At 62.3% G+C, this 21,627-nt stretch carries 22 protein-coding genes; 7 read left to right on the top strand and 15 right to left on the bottom strand.

Going from position 1 to position 21,627, the window contains the following annotated elements:
* The first annotated feature begins 21 nt into the window (after nucleotides 1–21).
* From B348_RS0129520 to coq7, 5 genes are all read left to right on the top strand, one after another.
* Nucleotides 22–984 (top strand): nitronate monooxygenase family protein, encoded by a 963-nt coding sequence (locus B348_RS0129520; RefSeq protein WP_017739626.1) that lies wholly within the window; start codon nucleotides 22–24, stop codon nucleotides 982–984.
* A 69-nt stretch (nucleotides 985–1,053) separates the two neighbouring features.
* Nucleotides 1,054–2,001 carry a DUF805 domain-containing protein gene (locus B348_RS0129515; RefSeq protein ID WP_017739625.1) on the top strand — a complete coding sequence of 316 codons (948 nt, stop codon included), beginning with the start codon at nucleotides 1,054–1,056 and terminating at the stop codon, nucleotides 1,999–2,001.
* 62 nt (nucleotides 2,002–2,063) lie between these two features.
* Nucleotides 2,064–2,852, top strand: a complete 789-nt coding sequence (locus B348_RS0129510; protein WP_017739624.1) for an SDR family oxidoreductase — start codon at nucleotides 2,064–2,066, stop codon at nucleotides 2,850–2,852.
* 46 nt (nucleotides 2,853–2,898) lie between these two features.
* Nucleotides 2,899–3,237, top strand: a complete 339-nt coding sequence (locus B348_RS0129505; protein WP_017739623.1) for a histidine triad nucleotide-binding protein — start codon at nucleotides 2,899–2,901, stop codon at nucleotides 3,235–3,237.
* A gap of 137 nt (nucleotides 3,238–3,374) precedes the next feature.
* Nucleotides 3,375–4,022 carry a 2-polyprenyl-3-methyl-6-methoxy-1,4-benzoquinone monooxygenase gene (coq7, locus tag B348_RS0129500; RefSeq protein WP_017739622.1) on the top strand — a complete coding sequence of 216 codons (648 nt, stop codon included), beginning with the start codon at nucleotides 3,375–3,377 and terminating at the stop codon, nucleotides 4,020–4,022.
* Between the two features lie 52 nt (nucleotides 4,023–4,074).
* Here coq7 and B348_RS0129495 read toward each other — a convergent pair whose 3' ends face one another.
* Complete coding sequence (locus B348_RS0129495; protein ID WP_005792019.1) at nucleotides 4,075–4,497, bottom strand: OsmC family protein; 423 nt, start codon at nucleotides 4,495–4,497, stop codon at nucleotides 4,075–4,077.
* A 236-nt stretch (nucleotides 4,498–4,733) separates the two neighbouring features.
* Between B348_RS0129495 and crp the strand changes: the two genes are divergently transcribed.
* On the top strand, nucleotides 4,734–5,378 hold the full coding sequence (gene crp / locus B348_RS0129490) for a cAMP-activated global transcriptional regulator CRP (RefSeq protein ID WP_026137165.1): 645 nt from the start codon (nucleotides 4,734–4,736) through the stop codon (nucleotides 5,376–5,378).
* Here crp and B348_RS0129485 read toward each other — a convergent pair.
* The 14 genes from B348_RS0129485 to B348_RS0129420 form a co-directional block, all read right to left on the bottom strand.
* A complete protein-coding gene (locus B348_RS0129485; RefSeq protein WP_026137164.1) occupies nucleotides 5,375–6,070 on the bottom strand; it encodes a lipoate--protein ligase family protein in 696 nt (231 codons plus the stop codon). The genes crp and B348_RS0129485 overlap by 4 nt on opposite strands.
* Nucleotides 6,071–6,231: 161 nt before the next feature.
* Complete coding sequence (gene trpC, locus B348_RS0129480) at nucleotides 6,232–7,068, bottom strand: indole-3-glycerol phosphate synthase TrpC (protein WP_017739619.1); 837 nt, start codon at nucleotides 7,066–7,068, stop codon at nucleotides 6,232–6,234.
* On the bottom strand, nucleotides 7,065–8,114 hold the full coding sequence (gene trpD, locus B348_RS0129475; RefSeq protein ID WP_017739618.1) for an anthranilate phosphoribosyltransferase: 1,050 nt from the start codon (nucleotides 8,112–8,114) through the stop codon (nucleotides 7,065–7,067). The genes trpC and trpD overlap by 4 nt, the downstream gene beginning before the upstream one ends.
* Before the next feature lie 9 nt (nucleotides 8,115–8,123).
* Nucleotides 8,124–8,717 carry an aminodeoxychorismate/anthranilate synthase component II gene (locus B348_RS0129470; protein ID WP_017739617.1) on the bottom strand — a complete coding sequence of 198 codons (594 nt, stop codon included), beginning with the start codon at nucleotides 8,715–8,717 and terminating at the stop codon, nucleotides 8,124–8,126.
* A 9-nt stretch (nucleotides 8,718–8,726) separates the two neighbouring features.
* The gene (gene trpE / locus B348_RS0129465; protein WP_017739616.1) at nucleotides 8,727–10,208 is read right to left on the bottom strand and encodes an anthranilate synthase component I; all 1,482 of its coding nucleotides are present in this window, start codon (nucleotides 10,206–10,208) and stop codon (nucleotides 8,727–8,729) included.
* A gap of 69 nt (nucleotides 10,209–10,277) precedes the next feature.
* Nucleotides 10,278–11,096, bottom strand: coding sequence for a phosphoglycolate phosphatase (locus B348_RS0129460; protein ID WP_017739615.1), 819 nt, complete (start codon nucleotides 11,094–11,096; stop codon nucleotides 10,278–10,280).
* Nucleotides 11,093–11,767, bottom strand: a complete 675-nt coding sequence (rpe, locus tag B348_RS0129455) for a ribulose-phosphate 3-epimerase (RefSeq protein WP_017739614.1) — start codon at nucleotides 11,765–11,767, stop codon at nucleotides 11,093–11,095. Before rpe ends, B348_RS0129460 begins: the two co-directional genes overlap by 4 nt.
* A gap of 84 nt (nucleotides 11,768–11,851) precedes the next feature.
* The gene (locus B348_RS0129450) at nucleotides 11,852–13,000 is read right to left on the bottom strand and encodes an iron-containing alcohol dehydrogenase (protein WP_017739613.1); all 1,149 of its coding nucleotides are present in this window, start codon (nucleotides 12,998–13,000) and stop codon (nucleotides 11,852–11,854) included.
* Between the two features lie 201 nt (nucleotides 13,001–13,201).
* The gene (locus tag B348_RS0129445; protein WP_017739612.1) at nucleotides 13,202–14,026 is read right to left on the bottom strand and encodes an ABC transporter permease; all 825 of its coding nucleotides are present in this window, start codon (nucleotides 14,024–14,026) and stop codon (nucleotides 13,202–13,204) included.
* Nucleotides 14,027–14,038: 12 nt separating this feature from the next.
* On the bottom strand, nucleotides 14,039–15,286 hold the full coding sequence (locus B348_RS0129440) for an ABC transporter permease (protein WP_017739611.1): 1,248 nt from the start codon (nucleotides 15,284–15,286) through the stop codon (nucleotides 14,039–14,041).
* A gap of 167 nt (nucleotides 15,287–15,453) precedes the next feature.
* A complete protein-coding gene (locus B348_RS0129435) occupies nucleotides 15,454–16,494 on the bottom strand; it encodes an ABC transporter substrate-binding protein (RefSeq protein ID WP_017739610.1) in 1,041 nt (346 codons plus the stop codon).
* Between the two features lie 44 nt (nucleotides 16,495–16,538).
* Nucleotides 16,539–17,651 carry an ABC transporter ATP-binding protein gene (locus B348_RS0129430; RefSeq protein ID WP_017739609.1) on the bottom strand — a complete coding sequence of 371 codons (1,113 nt, stop codon included), beginning with the start codon at nucleotides 17,649–17,651 and terminating at the stop codon, nucleotides 16,539–16,541.
* Nucleotides 17,652–17,876: 225 nt separating this feature from the next.
* On the bottom strand, nucleotides 17,877–18,506 hold the full coding sequence (locus B348_RS0129425; protein ID WP_017739608.1) for a response regulator transcription factor: 630 nt from the start codon (nucleotides 18,504–18,506) through the stop codon (nucleotides 17,877–17,879).
* A gap of 18 nt (nucleotides 18,507–18,524) precedes the next feature.
* Nucleotides 18,525–20,519 carry a histidine kinase gene (locus B348_RS0129420; RefSeq protein ID WP_017739607.1) on the bottom strand — a complete coding sequence of 665 codons (1,995 nt, stop codon included), beginning with the start codon at nucleotides 20,517–20,519 and terminating at the stop codon, nucleotides 18,525–18,527.
* 77 nt (nucleotides 20,520–20,596) lie between these two features.
* Here B348_RS0129420 and B348_RS0129415 point away from each other — a divergent pair, with 77 nt between their 5' ends.
* A complete protein-coding gene (locus tag B348_RS0129415; RefSeq protein ID WP_026137163.1) occupies nucleotides 20,597–21,571 on the top strand; it encodes an alpha/beta hydrolase family protein in 975 nt (324 codons plus the stop codon).
* Nucleotides 21,572–21,627: the final 56 nt, after the last annotated feature.

The raw sequence follows: 21,627 nt of genomic DNA, 5'->3' as shown, positions 1-21,627 counted from the left end.
CAATCACACGGGGTAACTCCAATGTCGCTGCCCGCTTTGCTTGAACAACGTCTGCGCCTGCCGGTAGTGGTCGCGCCGATGTTTCTGATTTCCAATCCGCAACTGGTACTGGCCTGCTGCCGCAATGGCGTCGTCGGGAGCTTCCCGGCGCTCAACCAGCGCGAAAGCAGTGGTTTCAAAGCCTGGCTGGAAGAAATCGAAGCGGGCCTGGCGCAATTGGACAACCCCGCGCCCTACGCCGTGAACCTGATCGTGCACCACAGCAACCCACGGCTGGAGGCGGACCTGGCGATCTGCGTCGAGCACAAGGTACCCATCGTCATCACCAGCCTCGGCGCGGTGAAGGAACTGGTCGATGCCGTGCACAGCTACGGCGGCCTGGTCTTCCACGACGTGACCACTCGGCGCCATGCCGAGAAAGCTGCTGAAGCCGGCGTAGATGGATTGATCGCCGTGGCCGCCGGCGCCGGTGGCCACGCCGGCACCTGGAGCCCGTTCGCGCTGATCGCCGAGATTCGTCAGTTCTTCGACAAAACCTTGCTGCTGGCCGGTTGCCTCAACCACGGGCACGAGGTCCTCGCGGCCCAGCTGCTGGGGGCTGACCTGGCGTATTTCGGCACGCGCTTTATCGGCACCACCGAAAGCCACGCCCCGGATGCCTATAAAGAGATGCTGCTCACATCGCGCGCCGCCGACATCGTGCACACTCCCGCAGTCTCCGGCGTGCCCGCCAGCTTTATGCGCCAGAGCCTGGAGAACGCCGGTTTCGACCTCGCTGCGCTGCAAGGCAAAGGTGAGGTCAACTTCGGTTCCAAGCTCAAGCCATTAAGCGACGAAGCCAAGGCCTGGAAGACCGTCTGGTCGGCCGGCCAAGGCGTCGGCGAGATCGACGACCTGCCAGGCGTCGATGAACTCGTTGCCCGCCTGGATGCCGAATACCGCAAGGCACGCGAACAGGCGGTACAATTGCGCTGGCCACGCTGAACCCACCGCAAGGCCTGCCGCTTGAGCAGGCCTGCATTACCTCCCCGATTAAGTGACAAGGAAGCCCGCATGAGCGACAACCGTTTCAAGATTGTGTTTGATGGAGCCTTGCTCCCGGGGGTCGAAAGCACCACTGCCAAACTGAACCTGGCCGAGCTGTTCAAAAGCGAAGTCGAGGCGATCGAGAAGCTCTTTACCGGCCGCACAGTCGCGCTGAAACGCGACCTGTCCCGCCCGGATGCCGAAACCTATCTCAATGCGCTGAAAAACGCCGGGGTCGATGCCCGCATCGAAGCCGAGCAGCCCGTCGCATTCAGCCTTGCCGAAACCCATGAGACCGATTCGACTGCGCCTGGCGCATCCCCCTACGCACCGCCGCGTGCTGCCGTAGGTGATGACTTGCCGGAGTACGCCACCCTCAACGTGTTCACCCTCAACGGCCGTATTGGCCGCCTGCGCTACCTGGCGTGGATGTTGGTAATGAGTGTCGCGATGCTCTTTGCGGCCGGCATTATCATCACCGTGGGTGCCGCCATATCGGTCGCCTCGCCGTTGGTCGCCATGATTGTCGGCCCGCTGCTGTGGCTCGCGCTGATCGTCGCGATGTTCTGGATCAGCATACTCATCAGCGTGCAGCGCTTGCATGACCTGGGCTGGTCCGGATGGTTGTACGCGCTGAACCTGGTGCCGGTCGTCAACACCGTCTTCGCCATTCTGCTGCTGGTGCTTCCAGGCAACGCCGGTGCCAACCAGTACGGCGCGCCGCCACCGCGCAACTCGACCGCGGTAAAAGTCCTGGCCACGCTGTGGCTGGCGTTTATTCCCGTGATGCTTGCCATCATGGTCACGTTGAGCATGTACGGCTACCTCGACCAACTCGGCGCCAACATCGACAGCAGCTACGAAAGCAGCTCCATCACCTCCGATGCCGACACCGACCAGAGCGTGATCGTTGAGGAAGACGACGCGCAAAGTGCTGACGAAGCAGCCGAACCTGTAGACTCTCCAGAACAGTAAGAAACGCCCGCCGCCTGTGATGCCTCTGTCACAGGCTCGGCGGCGTTGCGATGGAGAAAGGCATGACCCGTTACGCTCTGATCACCGGTGCCTCCAGCGGCATCGGCCTGGCTTTGGCCGAAGCCCTGGCCCGCCGCGGCCGCAGCTTGATTCTGGTGGCCCGCCAGCGTGATCAGTTGGAAAGCATTGCACTCGAATTGACTCAACGTTTCGGCGTCGAGGTGCTGTTTCGTGCCTGCGACCTGGGTGAGCCGCTGCGTTTGTCCGGGTTCCTGCTGGAGCTTGAAGAAGGCGAACGGCAGATCGACCTGCTGGTCAACTGTGCCGGCATCGGCACCAGCGGGCCGTTCCTGGCCCAGGACTGGATGACCGAGCAAGACCTGATCGAAGTCAACATCCTCGCCCTGACCCGCATGTGCCACGCGCTAGGCAATTCGATGGCGCTGCACGGTGGCGGGCAGATCCTCAACGTCGCCTCGGTGGCCGCCTTTCAGCCCGGCCCGTGGATGAGCAGCTACTACGCCAGCAAGGCCTACGTGCTGCACTTCTCCGAAGGCTTGCGCGAAGAACTGAAGACCTGCGGCATCAAGGTCTCCGTACTCTGCCCCGGCCCGACACGCACCGCGTTCTTCGGCACCGCGCAAATGGACACCGCCAAGCTCGACCGCAGTGAAAAACTGATGAGCCCGGAAGAAGTGGCCCTGTTCACCGTGCGCGCCCTGGAAAAGAACAAAGCCATCATCATTCCCGGCCGCCGCAACCGCTGGCTCGCCTTCAGCCCGCGTTTCAGCCCACGCTGGCTGACCCGCAAGATTGCCGGCGCGATCAACAAGGCCTATTGCCCGCGTTGATTGCCTGAGTACACTCACCCTGCACATTCATAATGGAGATACAGCTGTGGATACTCTGTTCACCAAGATCATCAACCGGGAAATACCGGCGGACATCATCTACGAAGATGATCAGGTCCTGGCCTTCAAGGACATCCACCCGGCAGCACCTGTGCATTTCCTGGTCATCCCGAAGAAACACATCCCCACCCTCAATGACCTGACCGAAGAAGACAAAGCCCTGGCTGGCCATATCTTGTTCACCGCCCAGCGCCTGGCGCTGGAACAGGGCTGCGAAGAAGGTTTCCGCGTGGTGATGAACTGCAACCCGAAAGGCGGGCAGACCGTTTATCACATTCACATGCATGTGCTGGGTCAGCGCCAGATGAACTGGCCGCCGGGTTGATTCTTGCGGGGAGCCTGCGACTGCTGCGCAGTCCAGCGGGAGCAAGCTCCCTTGCCACAAAGGCAAATTGACTCAGCGCAAACGCTTCACCTTCTCTTGCGGTAAACTGGCCGCCGAGATTCTTCCCGGAGGTCAGCATGACTACCCAACGTCACTACTCGCCGATTGACCGTCTGTTGCTGCAAGCCGACATGGCCATGCGCACACTGCTGCCGTTCAGCGGCCAGCCGTATCGCCCTTCGCCCGCCATCGTGCAGCCCGACGCGCAGATGAGCGAGACCGACACCCGCCACGTCGCCGGCCTGATGCGTATCAACCATACCGGCGAAGTCTGTGCCCAGGCGCTGTACCAGGGCCAGGCGCTGACGGCCAAGCTGCCGCAAGTACGCGCAGCCATGGAACATGCCGCCGAAGAAGAAATCGACCACCTGGCCTGGTGTGAACAACGCATTCGCCAGCTCGGCAGCCACCCCAGCGTGCTCAACCCGCTGTTCTACGGCTTGTCGTTTGGTATCGGCGCCGCAGCCGGCCTGATCAGCGACAAGGTCAGCCTGGGGTTTGTCGCCGCGACCGAACATCAGGTGTGCAAACACCTGGACGAACACCTTGAGCAATTGCCGGCCGAAGACGAAAAGTCCCGCGCCATCCTCGAGCAAATGCGCATCGATGAAGAACACCACGCAGAAAGCGCGCTGGATGCCGGCGGCTTCCGCTTCCCGGCGCCGGTGCGGTTCGGCATGAGCCTGTTGGCCAAGGTCATGACCAAAAGCACGTACCGAATCTGACCCACAAAAAAAGGGCGCTATCACAGCGCCCTTTTCTTTTGCCCATCGGCAATCAACCCAGTTCAATGATCTCGTAGTCATGGGTGATGGCCACACCGGCCGCGCCGAGCATGATCGACGCCGAGCAGTACTTCTCGGCCGACAGCTCGATGGCACGCTTGACCTGGGCTTCCTTCAGGGCCCGGCCCTTCACCACAAAATGCATGTGGATCTTGGTAAACACCTTGGGATCTTCGGTCGCGCGCTCGGCTTCCAGGAAGGCTTCGCAGCTTTCCACGGCCTGGCGGGACTTCTTCAGAATGCTGACCACGTCGAAATTGCTGCAACCGCCTACACCAAGCAGGAGCATTTCCATCGGGCGTACGCCCAGGTTACGGCCACCGGCTTCCGGCGGGCCATCCATGACCACTACATGGCCACTGCCCGACTCACCGAGGAACATGGCTTCGCCCGCCCATTGGATGCGTGCCTTCATCGCCCAGACTCCACTGCTAAAAAAGGGTCGCCAGCTTAGCACAGGGCCCGGTCGCGACAGCGTTCGCCAGCAAAGCGATCAATAGCAGGGTTTGCCGAGTAAATTGGCTAATCGAGTCAGAATGTGTCTGTTAAGCTGGCGCCAAATCGATGGCGTATTGCTAGCATTTATACAACGTGTATCAATGCCGATACCCACAAATACAACAACTTCGCGCTGTCTTCCGGGATACAACCATGGTTGCTCTTACGCCCATACCCAAGATAAAGAATCTCGACAAGCTGTTGATGCACTGCCAGCGCCGACGTTACCCGGCCAAGCACAACATCATTTGTGCCGGCGAACGCTCCGAAACGCTGTTCTTCATCATCAAGGGCTCGGTCACCATCCTGATCGAGGACGAAGACGGCCGCGAGATGATCATCGCCTACCTCAACACCGGCGATTTCTTTGGTGAACTGGGGCTGTTTGAACAAGCGGGCAAAGAGCAGGAGCGCAGCGCCTGGGTGCGGGCCAAGGTCGAGTGCGAAGTGGCCGAGATCAGCTACAGCAAATTCCGCGAACTGGCCCAGCAAGACCCGGACATTCTCTACGCCCTCAGCGGCCAGATTGCCCAGCGCCTGCGGGACACCACGCGCAAGGTTGGCGACCTGGCGTTCTTTGACGTCACCGGACGCGTGGCCCGCTGCCTGCTGGACCTGTGCAAGCAACCGGACGCCATGACCCACCCCGATGGCATGCAGATCAAAGTCACGCGCCAGGAAATCGGGCGTATTGTCGGGTGTTCGCGGGAGATGGTCGGCCGCGTGCTCAAGGATCTGGAGGAGCGCAACCTGGTCAACGTCAAAGGCAAGACGATGGTGGTGTTCGGTACCCGCTAAACCGCCAGGAAGCTGGCCAGCATCTGACGATACAAGGTGTCCAGCCGGCTGATCGCATCCGGCGCGGGAAAGGCTTCGTGCAGGGCGATGTGGCTGTCGGCACGCACCCGCTGGTCGAGGCCGCAGGCTTGGTTGAAGCGATTGACGGACGCGATCAGTTCTTCACGGTCGCCGTCCAGCAGCAGCGCACCATGCACCAACCCCACAGGGCGACCACCACTTTGGCGCCAGCGCTGGGCAGTGCCGACCATTTTCCGGCCATTGAGATTGACGTTGTAGCGACCGTCGCAGAACGCACCGTCGATTTCACCGACTGAGGCATCGCCCCCCAGCTCGATCAGCAGGTCGCAGATCGGCTGGCACAGACGCAAGTAACCGGTTTCGATACGATTCTGGTCGCCTTCACTGCGTGGCGGTGCGTAGACCAGGGCGATGTTGACCGTGGCCGACGATTGCGGCACGGGCTCGCCGCCGGTTTCCCGCAACAACACCGGCCAACCGGCCTCTGCCGACACCTGGCTGGCGGCGTCGAATGCCGGCAGGCGGCTCAACCGGCGTGGCATCACCAAGGCTTGATCGTTGGGTTGCCAGAACAGCAGGCCGTAGTCCTGTTCGCCGGCGCAGACGGCGGCCAACAGGTCTTGCTCGGCAGCAAGCCCCGCTTCAACAGTCATCCTTACTGGCTTAACCATCACCACCTACCTCTCTGACATAAACACAAATCCAAATGTGGGAGCGGGCTTGCCCGCGATAGCGGTGGACCAGCCAACGAATCCATCGACTGATACACCCTCATCGCGGGCAAGCCCGCTCCCACACTTAAACCACATTCCACATGTTGGCCGCGGTTCAATCAATCCAATGTCGAACCACTCACCGCCACACCCCGCTCGGGGAAGAACAGGCGCTGCAACTCCGCCCCCGGGTTCTCGGCACGCATGAACGTCTCGCCGACCAGGAACGAGTAAACACCACTGATTTCCATCAGCTCCACATCGGCACGGTTGACGATGCCACTCTCGGTAATCACCAGGCGGTCGCGCGGAATGCGCGGCAGCAGGTCGAGGGTGTTTTCCAGGCTGACTTCAAAGGTGTGCAGGTTGCGGTTGTTGACTCCCACCAGCGGCGTGTCGAGGGTTTTCAGTGCACGCTCCAGCTCATCGCCGTCGTGCACTTCCACCAGCACATCCAGGCCGACGCCTTTGGCCACGGCCGCCAACTCGGCCATCTTCACGTCATCCAGTGCGGAGACGATCAGCAACACACAATCGGCGCCCAGGGCACGGGCTTCGACGATCTGGTACGGGTCAACCATGAAGTCCTTGCGGATCACCGGCAACTTGCACGCCGCGCGGGCCTGTTGCAGGAACAGGTCGGAACCCTGGAAGTAGTCGATATCGGTCAACACGGACAGGCACGTCGCGCCGCCCTTCTCATAACTGACGGCAATCTCAGATGGGACGAAGTTTTCGCGGATCACACCTTTGCTCGGCGAAGCCTTCTTGATCTCGGCGATCACCGCGGGCTGCTTGAGCTTGGCCTGGGCGATCAAGGCATTGGCGAAACCACGCGGTGCATCGGCAAGCTTCGCCTGGGCTTCCAGCTCGGCGAGGCTGACGCGGGCGCGGCGTTCGGCCACTTCTTCGGCTTTGCGGGCGAGGATCTTTTCCAGAACGGTTGGCACACTCATCCTTCATTCTCCATCTTGAATACTGCGGTGAAGGCTCCCAGCTCTTCGAGCTTCTCGCGAGCGAGGCCGGTGTGCAGCGCATCGTGGGCCAAGGCCACACCTTCCTTAAGACTATAGGCGTGGTCGGCCGCGTAAAGTGCCGCGCCCGCATTCAGAACAATCATCTCTGCCGCTTTTTGACCGTTCTCGGTCTTGCGACGCCCCAGGGCATCACGGATCAGTTCAAGCGAAGCCGCCGGGCTTTCCACCGCCAGGCCGTGCAAGCTCTGGCTCTTCATGCCCAGGTCTTCGGGCTCGACCCAGTACTCAGTGACCTGATCATTCTTCAGCTCCGCCACAAAGGTCGGCGCCGCCAGGCTGAACTCGTCCAGGCCATCCTTGGAATGCACCACCAACACATGCTTGCTGCCCAGGCGCTGCAACACTTCAGCCAATGGCCGACACAGCGCCTGGCTGAACACACCGACCACCTGGTGCTTCACACCGGCCGGATTCGTAAGCGGGCCGAGCATGTTGAACAGGGTGCGCAGGCCGAGGTCTTTACGCGGGCCAGCGGCATATTTCATCGCGCTGTGGTGGGTCTGGGCAAACATGAAGCCGATGCCGACGTTATCGATGCACCGCGCCACTTGTACTGGCGTGAGGTTCAGGTAGATGCCGGCAGCCTCCAGCAGGTCGGCGCTGCCGCTCTTGCCGGACACCGCACGGTTACCGTGCTTGGCCACGGTGCAACCCGCCGCCGCGACGACAAAAGAAGACGCCGTCGACACGTTGAAGATATTCGCACCGTCACCGCCGGTGCCGACCACATCGACCACACCGTCGAGGGTCTTGAGCTCAACCTTGTCCGCCAGCTCGCGCATCACCGACACGGCGCCGACGATCTCGTCGATGCTTTCGCTCTTCATGCGCATGGCCATCATGAACGCGCCGATCTGCGCGTCGGTGCATTGACCGGTCATGATCTCGCGCATCACATCGCTCATTTCAGCGGTGCTCAGGTCCAGGTGGCCGACGATACGGCTCAGGGCAGTCTTGATATCCATGGAAAGTCCTTAGCGCGTGCCGCCGCTCTGCTTGAGAAAGTTGGCGAACAGCTCGTAGCCCTGCTCGGTCAGGATCGATTCAGGGTGGAATTGCACCCCTTCGACATTCAGTGTCTTGTGGCGCAGGCCCATGATTTCATCGACCGAGCCGTCTTCCAGTTGGGTCCAGGCGGTCAATTCCAGGCACTCCGGCAAGGTTTCGCGCTTGACCACCAACGAATGGTAGCGGGTCACGGTCACCGGCAAGTTAAGCCCATGAAATACGCCCAGATCATGATGGAATACCGGGCTGGTCTTGCCGTGCATCACCTGGCGCGCACGCACCACGTCACCGCCAAAGGCCTGGCCGATGGACTGGTGGCCCAGGCACACGCCAAGGATTGGCAGCTTACCGGCGAAATATTTGATCGCTTCAAGGGAGATGCCCGCCTCGGTCGGCGTGCACGGCCCCGGCGAAACCACGATGCGCTCCGGGTTCAGGGCGGCGATTTCGGCCACGGTCATTTCATCGTTGCGCACCACCTTGACCTCGGCACCGAGCTCGCCCAGGTACTGCACAACGTTGTAGGTAAAGGAGTCGTAGTTATCAATCATCAGCAACATGGGGCAACCTCAGGAATTGGGGGTCTGTTCAGCCAGCGCAACGGCGCGGAACATCGCGCGGCGCTTGTTCAGGGTTTCTTCCCATTCGAGGGCCGGCACCGAGTCGGCGACAATCCCGCCACCGGCCTGCACGTGCAGCTCCCCGTCCTTGATCACGGCGGTGCGGATCGCAATGGCCGTGTCCATGTTGCCGTTCCAGGCGAAATAGCCCACGGCGCCGCCGTAGACACCGCGCTTGACCGGCTCCAGCTCGTCGATGATTTCCATCGCGCGGATCTTCGGCGCACCCGACAAGGTGCCGGCCGGCAGAATCGCGCGCAGTGCGTCCATGGCGGTCAAGCCGGCTTTCAGCTCGCCGGTGACGTTGGACACAATGTGCATCACGTTGGAGTAACGCTCGATAACCATCTTCTCGGTGAGCTTCACCGAGCCGATTTCCGAGACGCGCCCGGTATCGTTGCGGCCCAGGTCGATGAGCATCAGGTGCTCGGCGATTTCCTTGTCGTCGCTGAGCAGGTCTTTTTCCAGCGCCACATCTTCTTCTTCGGTCGCGCCACGTGGGCGCGTGCCGGCAATCGGGCGCACGGTGATCAGGTTGTCTTCAACACGCACCAGCACTTCCGGCGAACTGCCCACCACGTGGAAGTCGCCAAAGTTGAAGAAGTACATGTACGGCGTCGGGTTGAAGCAACGCAGGGCGCGGTACAGATCAATCGGCGCGGCCTTGAAGTCGATGGACATGCGCTGCGACGGTACGACCTGCATGCAGTCACCGGCGAGGATGTATTCCTTGATGGTATCGACGGCGCGCTCGTAGTCATCCTGGGTAAAGCTGGAACGGAACACCGGGTCGGCCGCCGGCGGACGGCTGAGGTCCAGGCCGCGACGCGGGGTGATCGGTTGGCGCAGTTTTTCCAGCAGGGCTTCGAGGCTGGCCTGGCCTTGCTCGAACGCGTCCGCCTGGGACGGATCGGCCAGCACAATCGCGTGCATCTTGCCGGCGAGGTTGTCGAACACGACGACCGCGTCGGAGACCATCAGCAGAATGTCCGGCACGCCCAGCGGGTCCGGGTTCGGGCATTTGCCCAGGCGCTTTTCCACGTAGCGCACACAGTCGTAACCGAAATAACCCACCAGGCCACCGTTGAAACGCGGCAGGCCTGGAATGGTCGGCACGTTGTAGCGCGCCTTGAAGGTTTCGACAAAGGCCAGCGGGTCTTCTACGTCGTGGCTTTCGATCTCGACGCCATCATGGGTGATGCTCACATGGTGGTCGTGAACGCGCATGACGGTGCGGCACGGCAGGCCGATGATCGAATAACGGCCCCACTTCTCGCCGCCCTGTACCGATTCCAGCAGATAGGAATTGGGCTCGTCGGCCAGTTTCAGGTAGATCGACAGCGGCGTGTCGAAGTCGGCCAGGGTTTCGCAGGCCAGGGGGATACGGTTATAGCCGGCAGCGGCCAAACGCAGGAATTCTTCGCGGATCATGTGTGCCTCGTGGCGTGAGGGTCTAACAGTCAGGTATGCAAACGTGCCGCATCGCGCGGCCGGGATCAGTCAGGCGCGCCAACGCCAGCGGGCCAGGGCCTTGATGACTTTCATCCAGAGTTTGCGAGTGACCACCACGATGGGATTTCCAGAAGGGGACGGATCGATGTCGGGCAACGTTATCTCAGCGCCCGCTCCCAAGCAACCGGGGATTAGCAATCGCAGGTCGTCAATCACCAGCGACGGCGACTCTTCGGCAATCGGTCGGCCGTGGTTATAGCCGTAGCTCAAGGCGACGCAGTGCACGCCAGCCGCCTTTGCCGCCAGCACATCGCTGCGTGAATCGCCGACAAACAGCGACTGCGATGCCGGGATATTGGCCATTTTCATCACAAAAAACAGCGCCGCCGGGTCGGGCTTCTTCTGCGGCAAGGTATCGCCACCGATGATCCAGCGGAAATACCGGCCGATTTTCATCTGGTCCAACAGCGGCGCGACAAAGCGCTCCGGCTTGTTGGTGATCAGGGCCATTTCCACGCCCTGCTTGCTCAGCCATTTGAGGGTGTCACGCACGCCAGGGTAAACCACGGTCAGTTCGTGGCCGTCTTCATAGGCGGCGTTGAACAGTTCCAGGGCATGCTCGGCCTCGACCTCATCGACACCGTCGGCCTCGATATCATTGGCCAGGGCCCGGCGCACCAGCATCTGCACGCCGTTGCCGACCCACGTGCGCACGGCCTCGATCGCCACCGGCTTGCGCCCCAGCTTGAGCAGCATCTCGTTCACCGCTGCGGCAAGGTCTGGCACCGAGTCGATCAACGTACCATCCAGATCGAACATCACCAGCCGTGGCAGCTTGCCGGGGAACAGCTGCTCGAAGCCGCTCATGGACGTGCCAGCGCTAGCTCGGCGCGCATCTTGTCGATGACGTCCTGGTAGTTCGGGGCGTTGAAGATTGCCGAGCCGGCGACAAAGGTGTCGGCGCCAGCGGCGGCGATTTCGCGGATGTTGTTGACGTTGACCCCACCGTCGATTTCCAGGCGGATGTCACGGCCGGACGCGTCGATCAGCGCGCGGGCTTCGCGCAGCTTGTCGAGGGTGCCGGGGATGAACTTCTGCCCGCCGAAACCTGGGTTGACGCTCATCAGCAAGACCATGTCGACCTTGTCCATCACGTACTTGAGCACGTCCAGCGGCGTCGCCGGGTTGAACACCAGGCCCGCCTTGCAGCCGCCTTCGCGGATCAGTTGCAAGGTGCGGTCCACGTGCAGCGTGGCTTCCGGGTGGAAGGTGATGTAGGTCGCGCCGGCTTCGATGAAGTCACCGATGATGCGGTCCACCGGGCTGACCATCAGGTGCGCGTCGATCGGCGCGGTGACGCCGTACTTGCGCAGCGCCGCGCAGACCATCGGGCCGATGGTCAGGTTGGGCACGTAGTGGTTGTCCATGACATCGAAGTGCACGAAGTCGGCGCCAGCGGCCAACACGTTGTCCACTTCCTCACCCAGGCGGGCGAAGTCGGCGGAGAGAATCGATGGAGCAATTACGAAGGGCTGCATGACGCACCTTTTCTGAGCTAAATCACGATGGCGCGCATTGTATACCGCATGCTTTGCCGCGCGCACCGTGACCTGGCTCAATGGCTAGTAGGCAGCCCGGTAGATTTTCTCGATATCGGCTGCGCTGAGCTGGCGCGGATTATTGCGCATCAGCCGCTCAATGCCCGCCGCTTCGCTGGCCATGGCCGGGATCGCCTCCTCGGGCACGCCGAAGCTGCGCAGCCCCGCCGGGATCTCCACTGCGGCACACAGTCGCGTCATCGCCTCGACAGCCTGGTCGGCCGCATCGTTGACACTCAGGCCGCTGACATTCACGCCCATGGCCTGGGCAATCTCCTGCATGCGCTCCACGCAGGCCAGCTTGTTCCAGTGCATCACGTAGGGCAGCAGCAAGGCATTGCTCACCCCATGGGCGATATTGAAACGCCCGCCCAGCGGATACGCCAGCGCATGCACCGCACCCACTCCGGCATTGCCGAAGGCCATACCGGCCATCAGGCTCGCGGTGGCCATGTCGTCGCGGGCCTGCAGGTTGGACGGGTTGGCGTAGGCTTTCGGCAGCGCCTTGGCGATCAGCTTGATCGCGCCAATCGCCAGCGCGTCGGTGATCGGCGAGGCGTTCAGCGACAGGTACGACTCGATGGCATGCACCAACGCATCCACACCGCTGGCGGCAGTCACGCTGCGCGGGCAGGTGAGGGTCATTTGCGGGCTGATCAGCGCGACGTCCGGCAGCAGGTAATCGCTGACGATGCCTTTTTTCAGCTGCGCGGCCTTGTCGGAAAGAATCGCCACGTTGGTCACTTCCGAGCCGGTGCCGGCCGTGGTCGGAATCGCGATCAACGGCGGGCCTTTGCGCGGCACCTGGTCAACGCCGAACAAATCCGCCAGCGCGCCGTGGTACCCGGCGTACGCAGCCACGCTCTTGGCAATGTCGATGGCACTGCCACCGCCCACGCCGATCAGGCCGTCATGCCCGCCCTCGCGGTACACACGCATGCAGTCTTCGACGATGGCGATTTCCGGGTCGGGCAGCACGCGGTCGAAGATTTCATAGCTGCGATCGCCCAGGTGTTCGAGCGCCAGCGCCACGGTGCCGGACTTGACCAGCGCGGCGTCGGTGACGATCAGCGGGTTGTCCACATCCAGGCGAGTGAGCTCAGCGGCCAGTTGTTCGATGGCACCTGCACCTGTGAGCAGTTTGTGGGCGATCTTGAATGAGGAAGTACTCATGTGCGCGGCCTCTTATTCGGAAATGGGCTGGCACAAGAGTAGCTGGGGATTTTAGGTTGCCCAGCATTCAGGATCTGAATGGTCACGATCCATGTGGGAGCTGGCTTGCCTGCGATAGCGGTGTGTCAGCAACAGCTGAGCAAGCTGGCCCACCGCTATCGCAGGTAAGCCAGCTCCCACATTTGAACCGGTTTCGGTCAGTTAGACTTGGGCGGTGCGCAGTTTTTCGCTACGGCCGCGCAGCCATTCCAGGGTCAGCAACAGCAGCACCGAGAAGGCAATCAGCAAGGTCGCGGCGGCGGCAATGGTCGGGCTGAGGTTCTCGCGAATCCCGCTGAACATCTGCCGTGGCAACGTCGCTTGCTCAGGCCCGGCGAGAAACAGCGTCACCACCACTTCATCAAACGAGGTGGCAAAGGCAAACAACGCCCCGGAAATCACCCCCGGCGCAATCAGCGGCAAGGTCACCCGGCGAAACGCGGTCAACGGCGATGCCCCCAGACTGGCCGCCGCCCGCACCAGGTTATGGTTGAACCCCTGCAACGTCGCCGACACGGTGATGATCACAAACGGCACGCCCAGCACCGCATGCACCACGATCAGCGAGAAGAAACTGTTACCCAACCCCAGCGGCGCAAAGAACAGGTAACTGGCCACGCCGATAATCACCACCGGCACCACCATCGGCGAAATCACCAGGGCCATCACCAGCGCCTTGCCGGGGAAGTTGCCGCGCGTCAGGCCAATCGCCGCCAGCGTGCCAAACACCATGGCCAGCACCGTGGCCGCCGGGGCGACGATGATGCTGTTCTTCAGCGCCCGCATCCATTCGGCCGAGGCGAAGAAGTCCTGGTACCAATGCAGCGAGAAGCCTTGCAGCGGGTACACGAGGAAACTGCCGCTGTTGAACGACAGCGGGATGATCACCAGCACCGGCAATATCAGGAACAGCAGAATCAAGCCGCAGAGAATCCGCAAGCTGTAGAACCACACCCGCTCAACGGGCGACATATAAGGGCTCAGCATCGCAAGGTCTCCTCAGCTCAGGCGCAGGCGGCTGGCGCCCACCAGCCGGTTGTAGATCAGGTACAGCACCACGGTGGCCAGCAGCAGCAAGCCGCCCAACGCCGTGGCCATGCCCCAGTTGATGCTGGTGTTGGTGTAGAACGCCACGAAATAGCTGACCATCTGGTCGTTCGGGCTGCCCAGCAAGGCCGGGGTGATGTAGTAACCAATTGCCAGGATGAACACCAACAGGCAACCGGCGCCGACGCCAGCGTAGGTCTGCGGGAAGTACACGCGCCAGAAGCTGGCGAACGGATGGCAACCCAGGGAAATCGCGGCGCGCATATAGGTCGGCGAGATGCCTTTCATCACGCTGTAGATCGGCAGGATCATGAACGGCAGCAGGATGTGCACCATGGAGATGTACACCCCGGTGCGGTTGAACACCAACTCCAGCGGTTTATCGATCAGGCCCATGCCCAGCAGCGCACTGTTGATCAGCCCGCCCGATTGCAGCAACACGATCCACGCCGCCACCCGCACCAGGATCGAGGTCCAGAACGGCAGCAGCACAAGGATCATCAGCAGGTTGCTCTTACGCGCCGGCAAGTTGGCCAGCAGGTACGCCAGCGGATAGGCCAGCAGCAGGCAGATCGCGGTGATGACCAGGCCCATCCAGAAAGTGCGGGCGAAGATGTCCAGGTAGATCGCCTGGTCCGGCGTGGCCGGGGCCACTTCGCCGAGGTCGTCGATGCGGTGATCGACGGCCGCCAGCAGATAGAACGGCGTCAGGCTGCTGGTATTGCGCCGGATCGCCTGCCAGTACGCCGGGTCGCCCCAGCGTTCGTCGAGACTTTCCAACGCTTCTTTATAAGAGGCCGGCGCTTCGGTAAACGGCAGCGCCCGCGCGGTTTTGGTCAGCAGGCTGCGATAGCCGGCCAGTTCCATGTTCAAGCGTTTGGACAAGTCGCCCAACGTCTGGTTTTTGCGCGCCTCGCCCAGGTCCTCACTGAGGGCCTGATACACCGGTTCGCCCGGCAGGCCGCGACCGTCCCAGGCCGTGACCGCCACCACGGTACGCGGCAAGCCGCCCACCACTTCCGGGTTGCCGACGCTCTTGAACAGCAGCGCAACGATCGGCACCAGGAACACCAGCAGCAAAAACAGCACCAGCGGCGCAATCAAGGCCTGGGCCTTCCAGCGGTTGACCCGCTCGGCACGCGCCAGGCGCTGCTTGAGGGTGGGGCTGTTGACCTCGTTCGAGGGAACGGCGATGGCCATGGCTAACTCCGGGAAATCTATAGTAGATGCCCTGTGAACCGGGCTTTCTGTGGGAGCCGGGCTTGCCCGCGATAGCATCGACTCGGTACATCAGATGCACCGAGGTGTCTGCATCGCAGGCAAGCCAGCTCCCACACAGGCCTGTTTTCACAGGGATTTAGTCGGTGTTACTTGGCAGCCCAGGAGTTGAAGCGCTGCTCCAGCTGCTCGCCGTTATCCGCCCAGAAGCTCACGTCGATCTGCACCTGGTTGGCGATGTTTTCCGGGGTGGTCGGCATATCCTTGAGGATGTCCTTGGCCAGCAACGGTACGGCCTGGGTGTTGGCCGGGCCGTAGGCGATGTTTTCCGAGTAGGTCTTCTGCTGCTGTGGCTGTACGGAGAAGGCGATGAATTTCTTCGCCGCTTCTGCACGGTCTTTCGCCAAGCCTTTAGGGATGGCCCACGCGTCGAAGTCGTAGATACCGCCGTTCCACACCACCTTCAGGTTGCTTTCTTTCTGCACCGCGGCGATGCGGCCGTTGTACGCCGAGCTCATGACCACGTCACCCGAGGCGAGGTACTGCGGCGGCTGTGCGCCGGCTTCCCACCACTGGATCGATGGTTTGAGTTCGTCGAGTTTCTTGAACGCGCGGTCCTGGCCATCTTTGCCGGCCAGCACTTTGTAGACGTCCTTCGGCGCAACGCCGTCGGCCATCAGGGCGAATTCCAGGGTGTACTTGGCGCCTTTACGCAGGCCGCGCTTGCCCGGGAATTTCTTCACGTCCCAGAAATCAGCCCAACTGGTGGGTGCGCTCGCCAGTTTGTCGGCGTTGTAGGCCAACACCGTGGACCACACGAAGAAACCCACGCCGCACGGCTGAATCGCCCCCTTCACGTAATCGGCGGTGTTGCCAAACAGTTTCGGGTCCAGAGGCTCGAACATGTCTTCGTCACAGCCACGGGACAGTTCTGGCGATTCCACTTCCACCAGGTCCCAGGACACGCTCTTGGTGTCGACCATGGCCTTGACCTTGGCCATTTCACCGTTGTACTCGCCAGCGACGATCTTGCCGTTGCCCGCGCTTTCCCACGGCGCATAGAACGCCTTGACCTGTGCCGCCTTGTTCGCGCCGCCAAAGGACACAACGGTCAGGTCCGGGCCGGCCATGGCGTGTGTGGCGCCCAGCAAACCGATCGCCAGCGCCGAATACTTCAAGGATTTCAACATTGTTGTTCTCTCCACGTGCAGGGTTGGTGAAGCCATGGGGGCGATCAATTCGCCTCTAGAAGTGGGTCGAGTGCGCGAACGTGCTCGACTTGCCAGCCAATCGGAACCACGTCGCCGACCGCCAACGCTGGGTCCAGCTCGGCAATCGGTTGTTTCACAAAAAAATCGCTCTTGCCGCAGACTTCCAGGCGCACACGTACGTGGTCGCCCAGGTAGATGAATTCGGCCACACGGCCGGAGAAGCGGTTGACGCAGCTTTCGCTGGAGCCATTCAAGCTGACGCGCTCCGGGCGTACCGACAGGGTCACCGGGCCGCCGATCTGGCCGACGTTGACCGCCAGCGCCTCGACTTTCTCGCCGCGCGCCAGTTCCACCACGCAACGCTCGCCGGTGTGGCTGTGCAGGCGACCATTGAGGCGGTTGTTCTCGCCGATGAAGTTGGCGACGAAGGTGTTCTTTGGCTCTTCGTAGAGGGTGCGCGGCGCGGCGATCTGCTGGATCTCGCCTTGGTGGAACACGGCCACGCGGTCAGACATGGTCAGCGCTTCGCCCTGGTCGTGGGTCACGTACACCACGGTGACGCCGAGGCGCTGGTGCAGGTGCTTGATCTCCATCTGCATGTGTTCGCGCAGTTGCTTGTCGAGGGCGCCGAGGGGTTCGTCCATCAGCACCAGCTGCGGTTCGAACACCAGCGCCCGGGCCAGGGCCACGCGCTGTTGCTGGCCACCGGACAATTGCGCCGGATAACGCTGGGCGAAGGCATCGAGCTGGACCATGCTCAGCACGCGTTTGACCCGCTCGCTGATATCGGTCTTGCTCAAGCCGCGCACCGACAGCGGGAACGCCAGGTTCTCGGCGACGGTCATGTGCGGGAACAGCGCGTAGTTCTGGAACACCATACCGATGTCGCGCTTGTGCGGCGGCACGTTGTTGATGGAACGCCCAGCCAGCTGGATTTCGCCGGCGGTCGGCGTTTCAAAGCCGGCGAGCATCATCAGGCTGGTGGTCTTGCCCGAACCGGAAGGCCCGAGCAAGGTGAGGAACTCGCCCTTGCGAATCTCCAGGTTGAGGTCTTTGACGATCAGGTTCTCGCCGTCGTAGCTCTTCTGCACGCCACGAAAGCTGACCAGGACCTCATTTGAATCCACCTCGCTCATACCCGCACCTTTGTGTTTTGGACTGCTGTGGCACAAGCGTAGTCCAGGCGCGAGGCCCCGGAAATCGGGGGCCGGGAGAGAATTGCATCAGCCGGATGGAAGGCTGGGGGTAGGGATCGCCCTACAGGGATGGCGGGGATGGGACAGTGCGGCCGCAAGGGGTTAGCTGCAAGCGGCAAGAATGGGTTCGGCGGGGTTTTGGCGGTGTCGTTTTTGGGTATGTGGTTAGAGAAGCTTGTGCTCCATGGCGTACTTCACCAGTTCCGCGAGGGAGGTGATGTTGAGCTTTTGCATCAGGCGCGCCTTGTGGGTGCTGATGGTCTTGCTGCTCAGCGCCAGCTGCTGGGCGATGTCATTGACGTTGGCGCCCTGGGCCAGGCGCTCGAACACCGAGAACTCACGCTCCGAGAGCAATGAGTGCAAGGGCCGCGTATCGGTGAGGCCGACTTCAAAGACCATGCGGTCCGCCAAATCCGGGTCGATATAACGCCCGCCCGCCGCCACCTTGCGAATCGCCGTGAGCAGCAGCGCCGGATCGCTGTCCTTGGTCGCATAACCTGCGGCGCCGACCTTCAACGCACGCGCGGCCATTTGCGCTTCGTCATGCATCGACAACACCAGAATCGCCGGCGGATTACTCAGCGCGCGGATCCGCGCAATCGCTTCCAGGCCGTTGACGCCAGGCATCGAGATATCCAGCAACACCACCTCGCACGGCACATGGCGCAAGGTCTCCAGCAACTGTTCACCATTGCTTGCCTCCCCCACCACCAGCAGGTCTTTGGCCAGGCCGATCAATTGCTTGATGCCTTCTCGAACGATGGTGTGGTCTTCGGCTACCAGTACGCGAATCACAGGGACTTCCTCTTAGCGTTATGCATCCAACGGCACCGTGACACTCAGGGTGGTGCCCTCCCCCAACTCGCTGTCCAGGCGCAACTGCCCGCCCATGATCAGCACCCGCTCGCGCATGCCCACCAGGCCAAACGACACCGGGCGGCCCTGGGCCGGGATGAAGCCGACGCCATCGTCGCTGATGGTCAGCCGCAGGTGCGCGCCTTCCACCGTCAGGGTCAGTTCGACAGTATGCGCCTGGGCATGGCGCATCACATTGGTCAGCGCCTCTTGCAGGATACGGAACAGGCCGATGGCCTTGGCATCGCTCAAGGCCGGCAGGTTATCCGGGACCTGCACCAGGCAGGGGATTTGTGTGCGGGCTTCGAAACGCCGCGCCTGCCATTCGATAGCCGAGGCAATGCCCGCGTCGAGAATCGGCGGGCGCAAGGCCGTCGCTACGTCGCGCACCAGCTGGAACAGTTGGGCGATCAGGCGCTTCATGCTGTTCAGGCGCTCGTGCAGGCCAGGGTCCAACTGCGCGTAGGCCAGTTCGCACATGGACGTCTCCAGCTTGAGCACGGTGAGCATCTGCCCCAGTTCGTCGTGGACTTCGCGGGCAATGCGCGCCTTTTCTTCTTCGCGCACGGTTTCCAGGTGGGCGGACAGTTCGCGCAATTGCGCCTCGCTTTGCAGCAAGGCGGCAACGTAGCGGCGGCGCTCGGTCACGTCATTGAGGTAGACCACCAGGTATTCGCCGTCGGCAAAGCGCAAAAAGCTCAGCGACACATCGGCGGGCAAGAGGCTGCCATCGGCACGCCGGCAATCGGTGGCGAAGTTCTGCGGGCCGTCTTCGCTGGCGCGGGCGCGCTTCCACAGGTTGAGCCAGCGGTCCATGTCCAGCGTCGGATCAAGCTCCGCCAGCGGCCGCTCGATCAACGCGCCGGGGCCGTAGCCGAGCATGCTTTCGGCCGCGCGGTTGGCGTAGCGCACGTGGCTGTCCCAGTTGACCCAGAGGATGCCGACGGTGCTTTGGTCGATGGAAAACTGCGTCAGCCGCAACGCTTCGGCGCCCGCTGCGCGCGCGGCGCTTTCTTCCCGTGCGCCGAGCAAACTGTGCTCCAGGCCGTGCAACTGGCGACGCTGCCAGAACACCGCCGCCAGGCTGGCCAGCAGCATTAGGCCGAGTAACAAGCTGAGGTTTTGCCACAGCCCCGGCGACTCCGACAAACGCGGGTATTTGGGTTGCAGCCAGCGGTTGTGCAGTTGGTCGAGGTCACGGGCGGGGATCGCGCGCAACGCGCTTTGCATGATACCGGCCAGTTCCGGCCATTCCCGGCGTGTGGCTACGCGCAGCAATTGCGGCAGGCCGATGTCGCCCACCACGGCCAGCCCGGCAAATTCGGCTTCGCCCGACAAGCGGCTCAATTGCGCCTCATCCACCACGGCGTAGCGCGCCTGCTGGCTGACCAGCAACTGCAACGCCTGGCGTTCCATGGGCACGCCTTGCAGGTTCAGCTTGGGATACGTGCTGCGCAGATAATCGGCAACGGCACTGGGCATGCGCACGGCGATGCGCGAGAGTTCGTCGAGCTTTTCCAGCTCGACGGCACCGCCACCGTCACGGATGCCGACGATATGCTGGGGCACGCGCATGTACGGGTCGCTGAACAACCACAGGCGCAAACCGGCCGGGGTTTGTTGCAGGCCGGGGGCGATGTCGACCTCACCGTCACGCACGGCTTCTTCCAACTGTTCCTGGGTGGGAAAGTTGCGCCAGCTCAGCTCGATGTTCAGCGCCTTGGCCAGCCACTGCATCAGCTCGACATTGGCCCCCGACAAGCGCTGCAAGCGCCGATCGTATTGCGCGTAGGGCGCCTGCAACACCAGGCCCACCCGCAGCTCCGGGTGCGCGGCCAGCCATTCCCGTTGCCCTGCGTCCAGTTGCGCTGGCGGCACCGCAGGCGCAGAGGTGGCCCCCGCGATCAAGGGAAACCACAAACAGCCGATAACCAGCAGACAGCGAAAACCCATGATCCACGTCTCACATCACTGACAAATACAGACCAACCCATTAGGCTGCTGGAATCTCTTCTGGCCGGAAATCAACGATGCCATCTCGAAACCGTTCAGCAGTGCCAGCATTGTGCCTGTCGTTACTCTTTACCAGCGGCTTTTCTGTGCAGGCCGCCGACACGCCCGCGCCACCCGCCGAAACAGCCGCCATCCGCCAGCCCCTGGCCGAACGCGGCCAGGAAGACGCCGCGGCCCTGGAACGCCAGGTGCCACGAGAGGAACAGCAACAATTGCAGGGCGGCAGCGACACCTTCCTGGCCCTGTGGAAGCCGGCCAACAGCGCCGAGCCCGAAGGCGTGGTGATTATCGTACCGGGCGCCGGGGAAAGTGCTGACTGGCCGCAAGCAATCGCACCGCTGCGGCGCAAACTGCCCGACGCCCACTGGGGCACCCTCAGCCTGTCGTTGCCGGACGTGAACCTCGACACCCTGCCGCCGCGCCTGATCGAAGCACCCAAGGCGGCGGTGGATACCAGCAGCAAAGACGGCAGCACCGCCGCCAAGCCCATCGAACAAGCCGCCAGCGCCGAAGCCGAAGGCACCGACCCCGCCGTGGTCGCGGGTGCGGACGAGCAAGACAAGACCGATGCCAAACGCATCTTCGACCGCATCGATGCCGCCGTCGCCTTCGCCCAGACCCAAGGCGCGCGCAGCGTGGTGCTGCTCGGCCATGGCACCGGCGCGTGGTGGGCTGCGCGTTACCTGGAAGAAAAACAACCGGCGCAGGTGCAGAAACTGGTGATGGTTGCGGGCAAGTCGCCAGTGGGTCGCCAGCCGGGCTTGCAGCAACTGGCGCCGACACTGAAAGTGCCGACGGCGGATGTGTTCTATCAAGACACGGCCCAGGAGCGCAAAGCGGCACTGGAGCGTGTGCAGGCGGCCAAGCGTTCGAAGAATGACGGCTACAAGCAGGTTTCGCTGAAGACCGTGCCGGGGAACAGTTCGGCGGAGCAGGAGCAGCTGTATCGGCGGATTCGCGGGTGGTTGAGCCCGCAGGCAAGCGCCGACTGATCCTGACCTGGAAACCCGATCAAAATGTGGGAGCTGGCTTGCCTGCGATGGCGGTG

The sequence above is a fragment of the Pseudomonas sp. CBZ-4 genome (assembly GCF_000346755.1).
GTDB lineage: Bacteria > Pseudomonadota > Gammaproteobacteria > Pseudomonadales > Pseudomonadaceae > Aquipseudomonas.
This window is presented reverse-complemented; position numbering and strand designations above follow the sequence as displayed.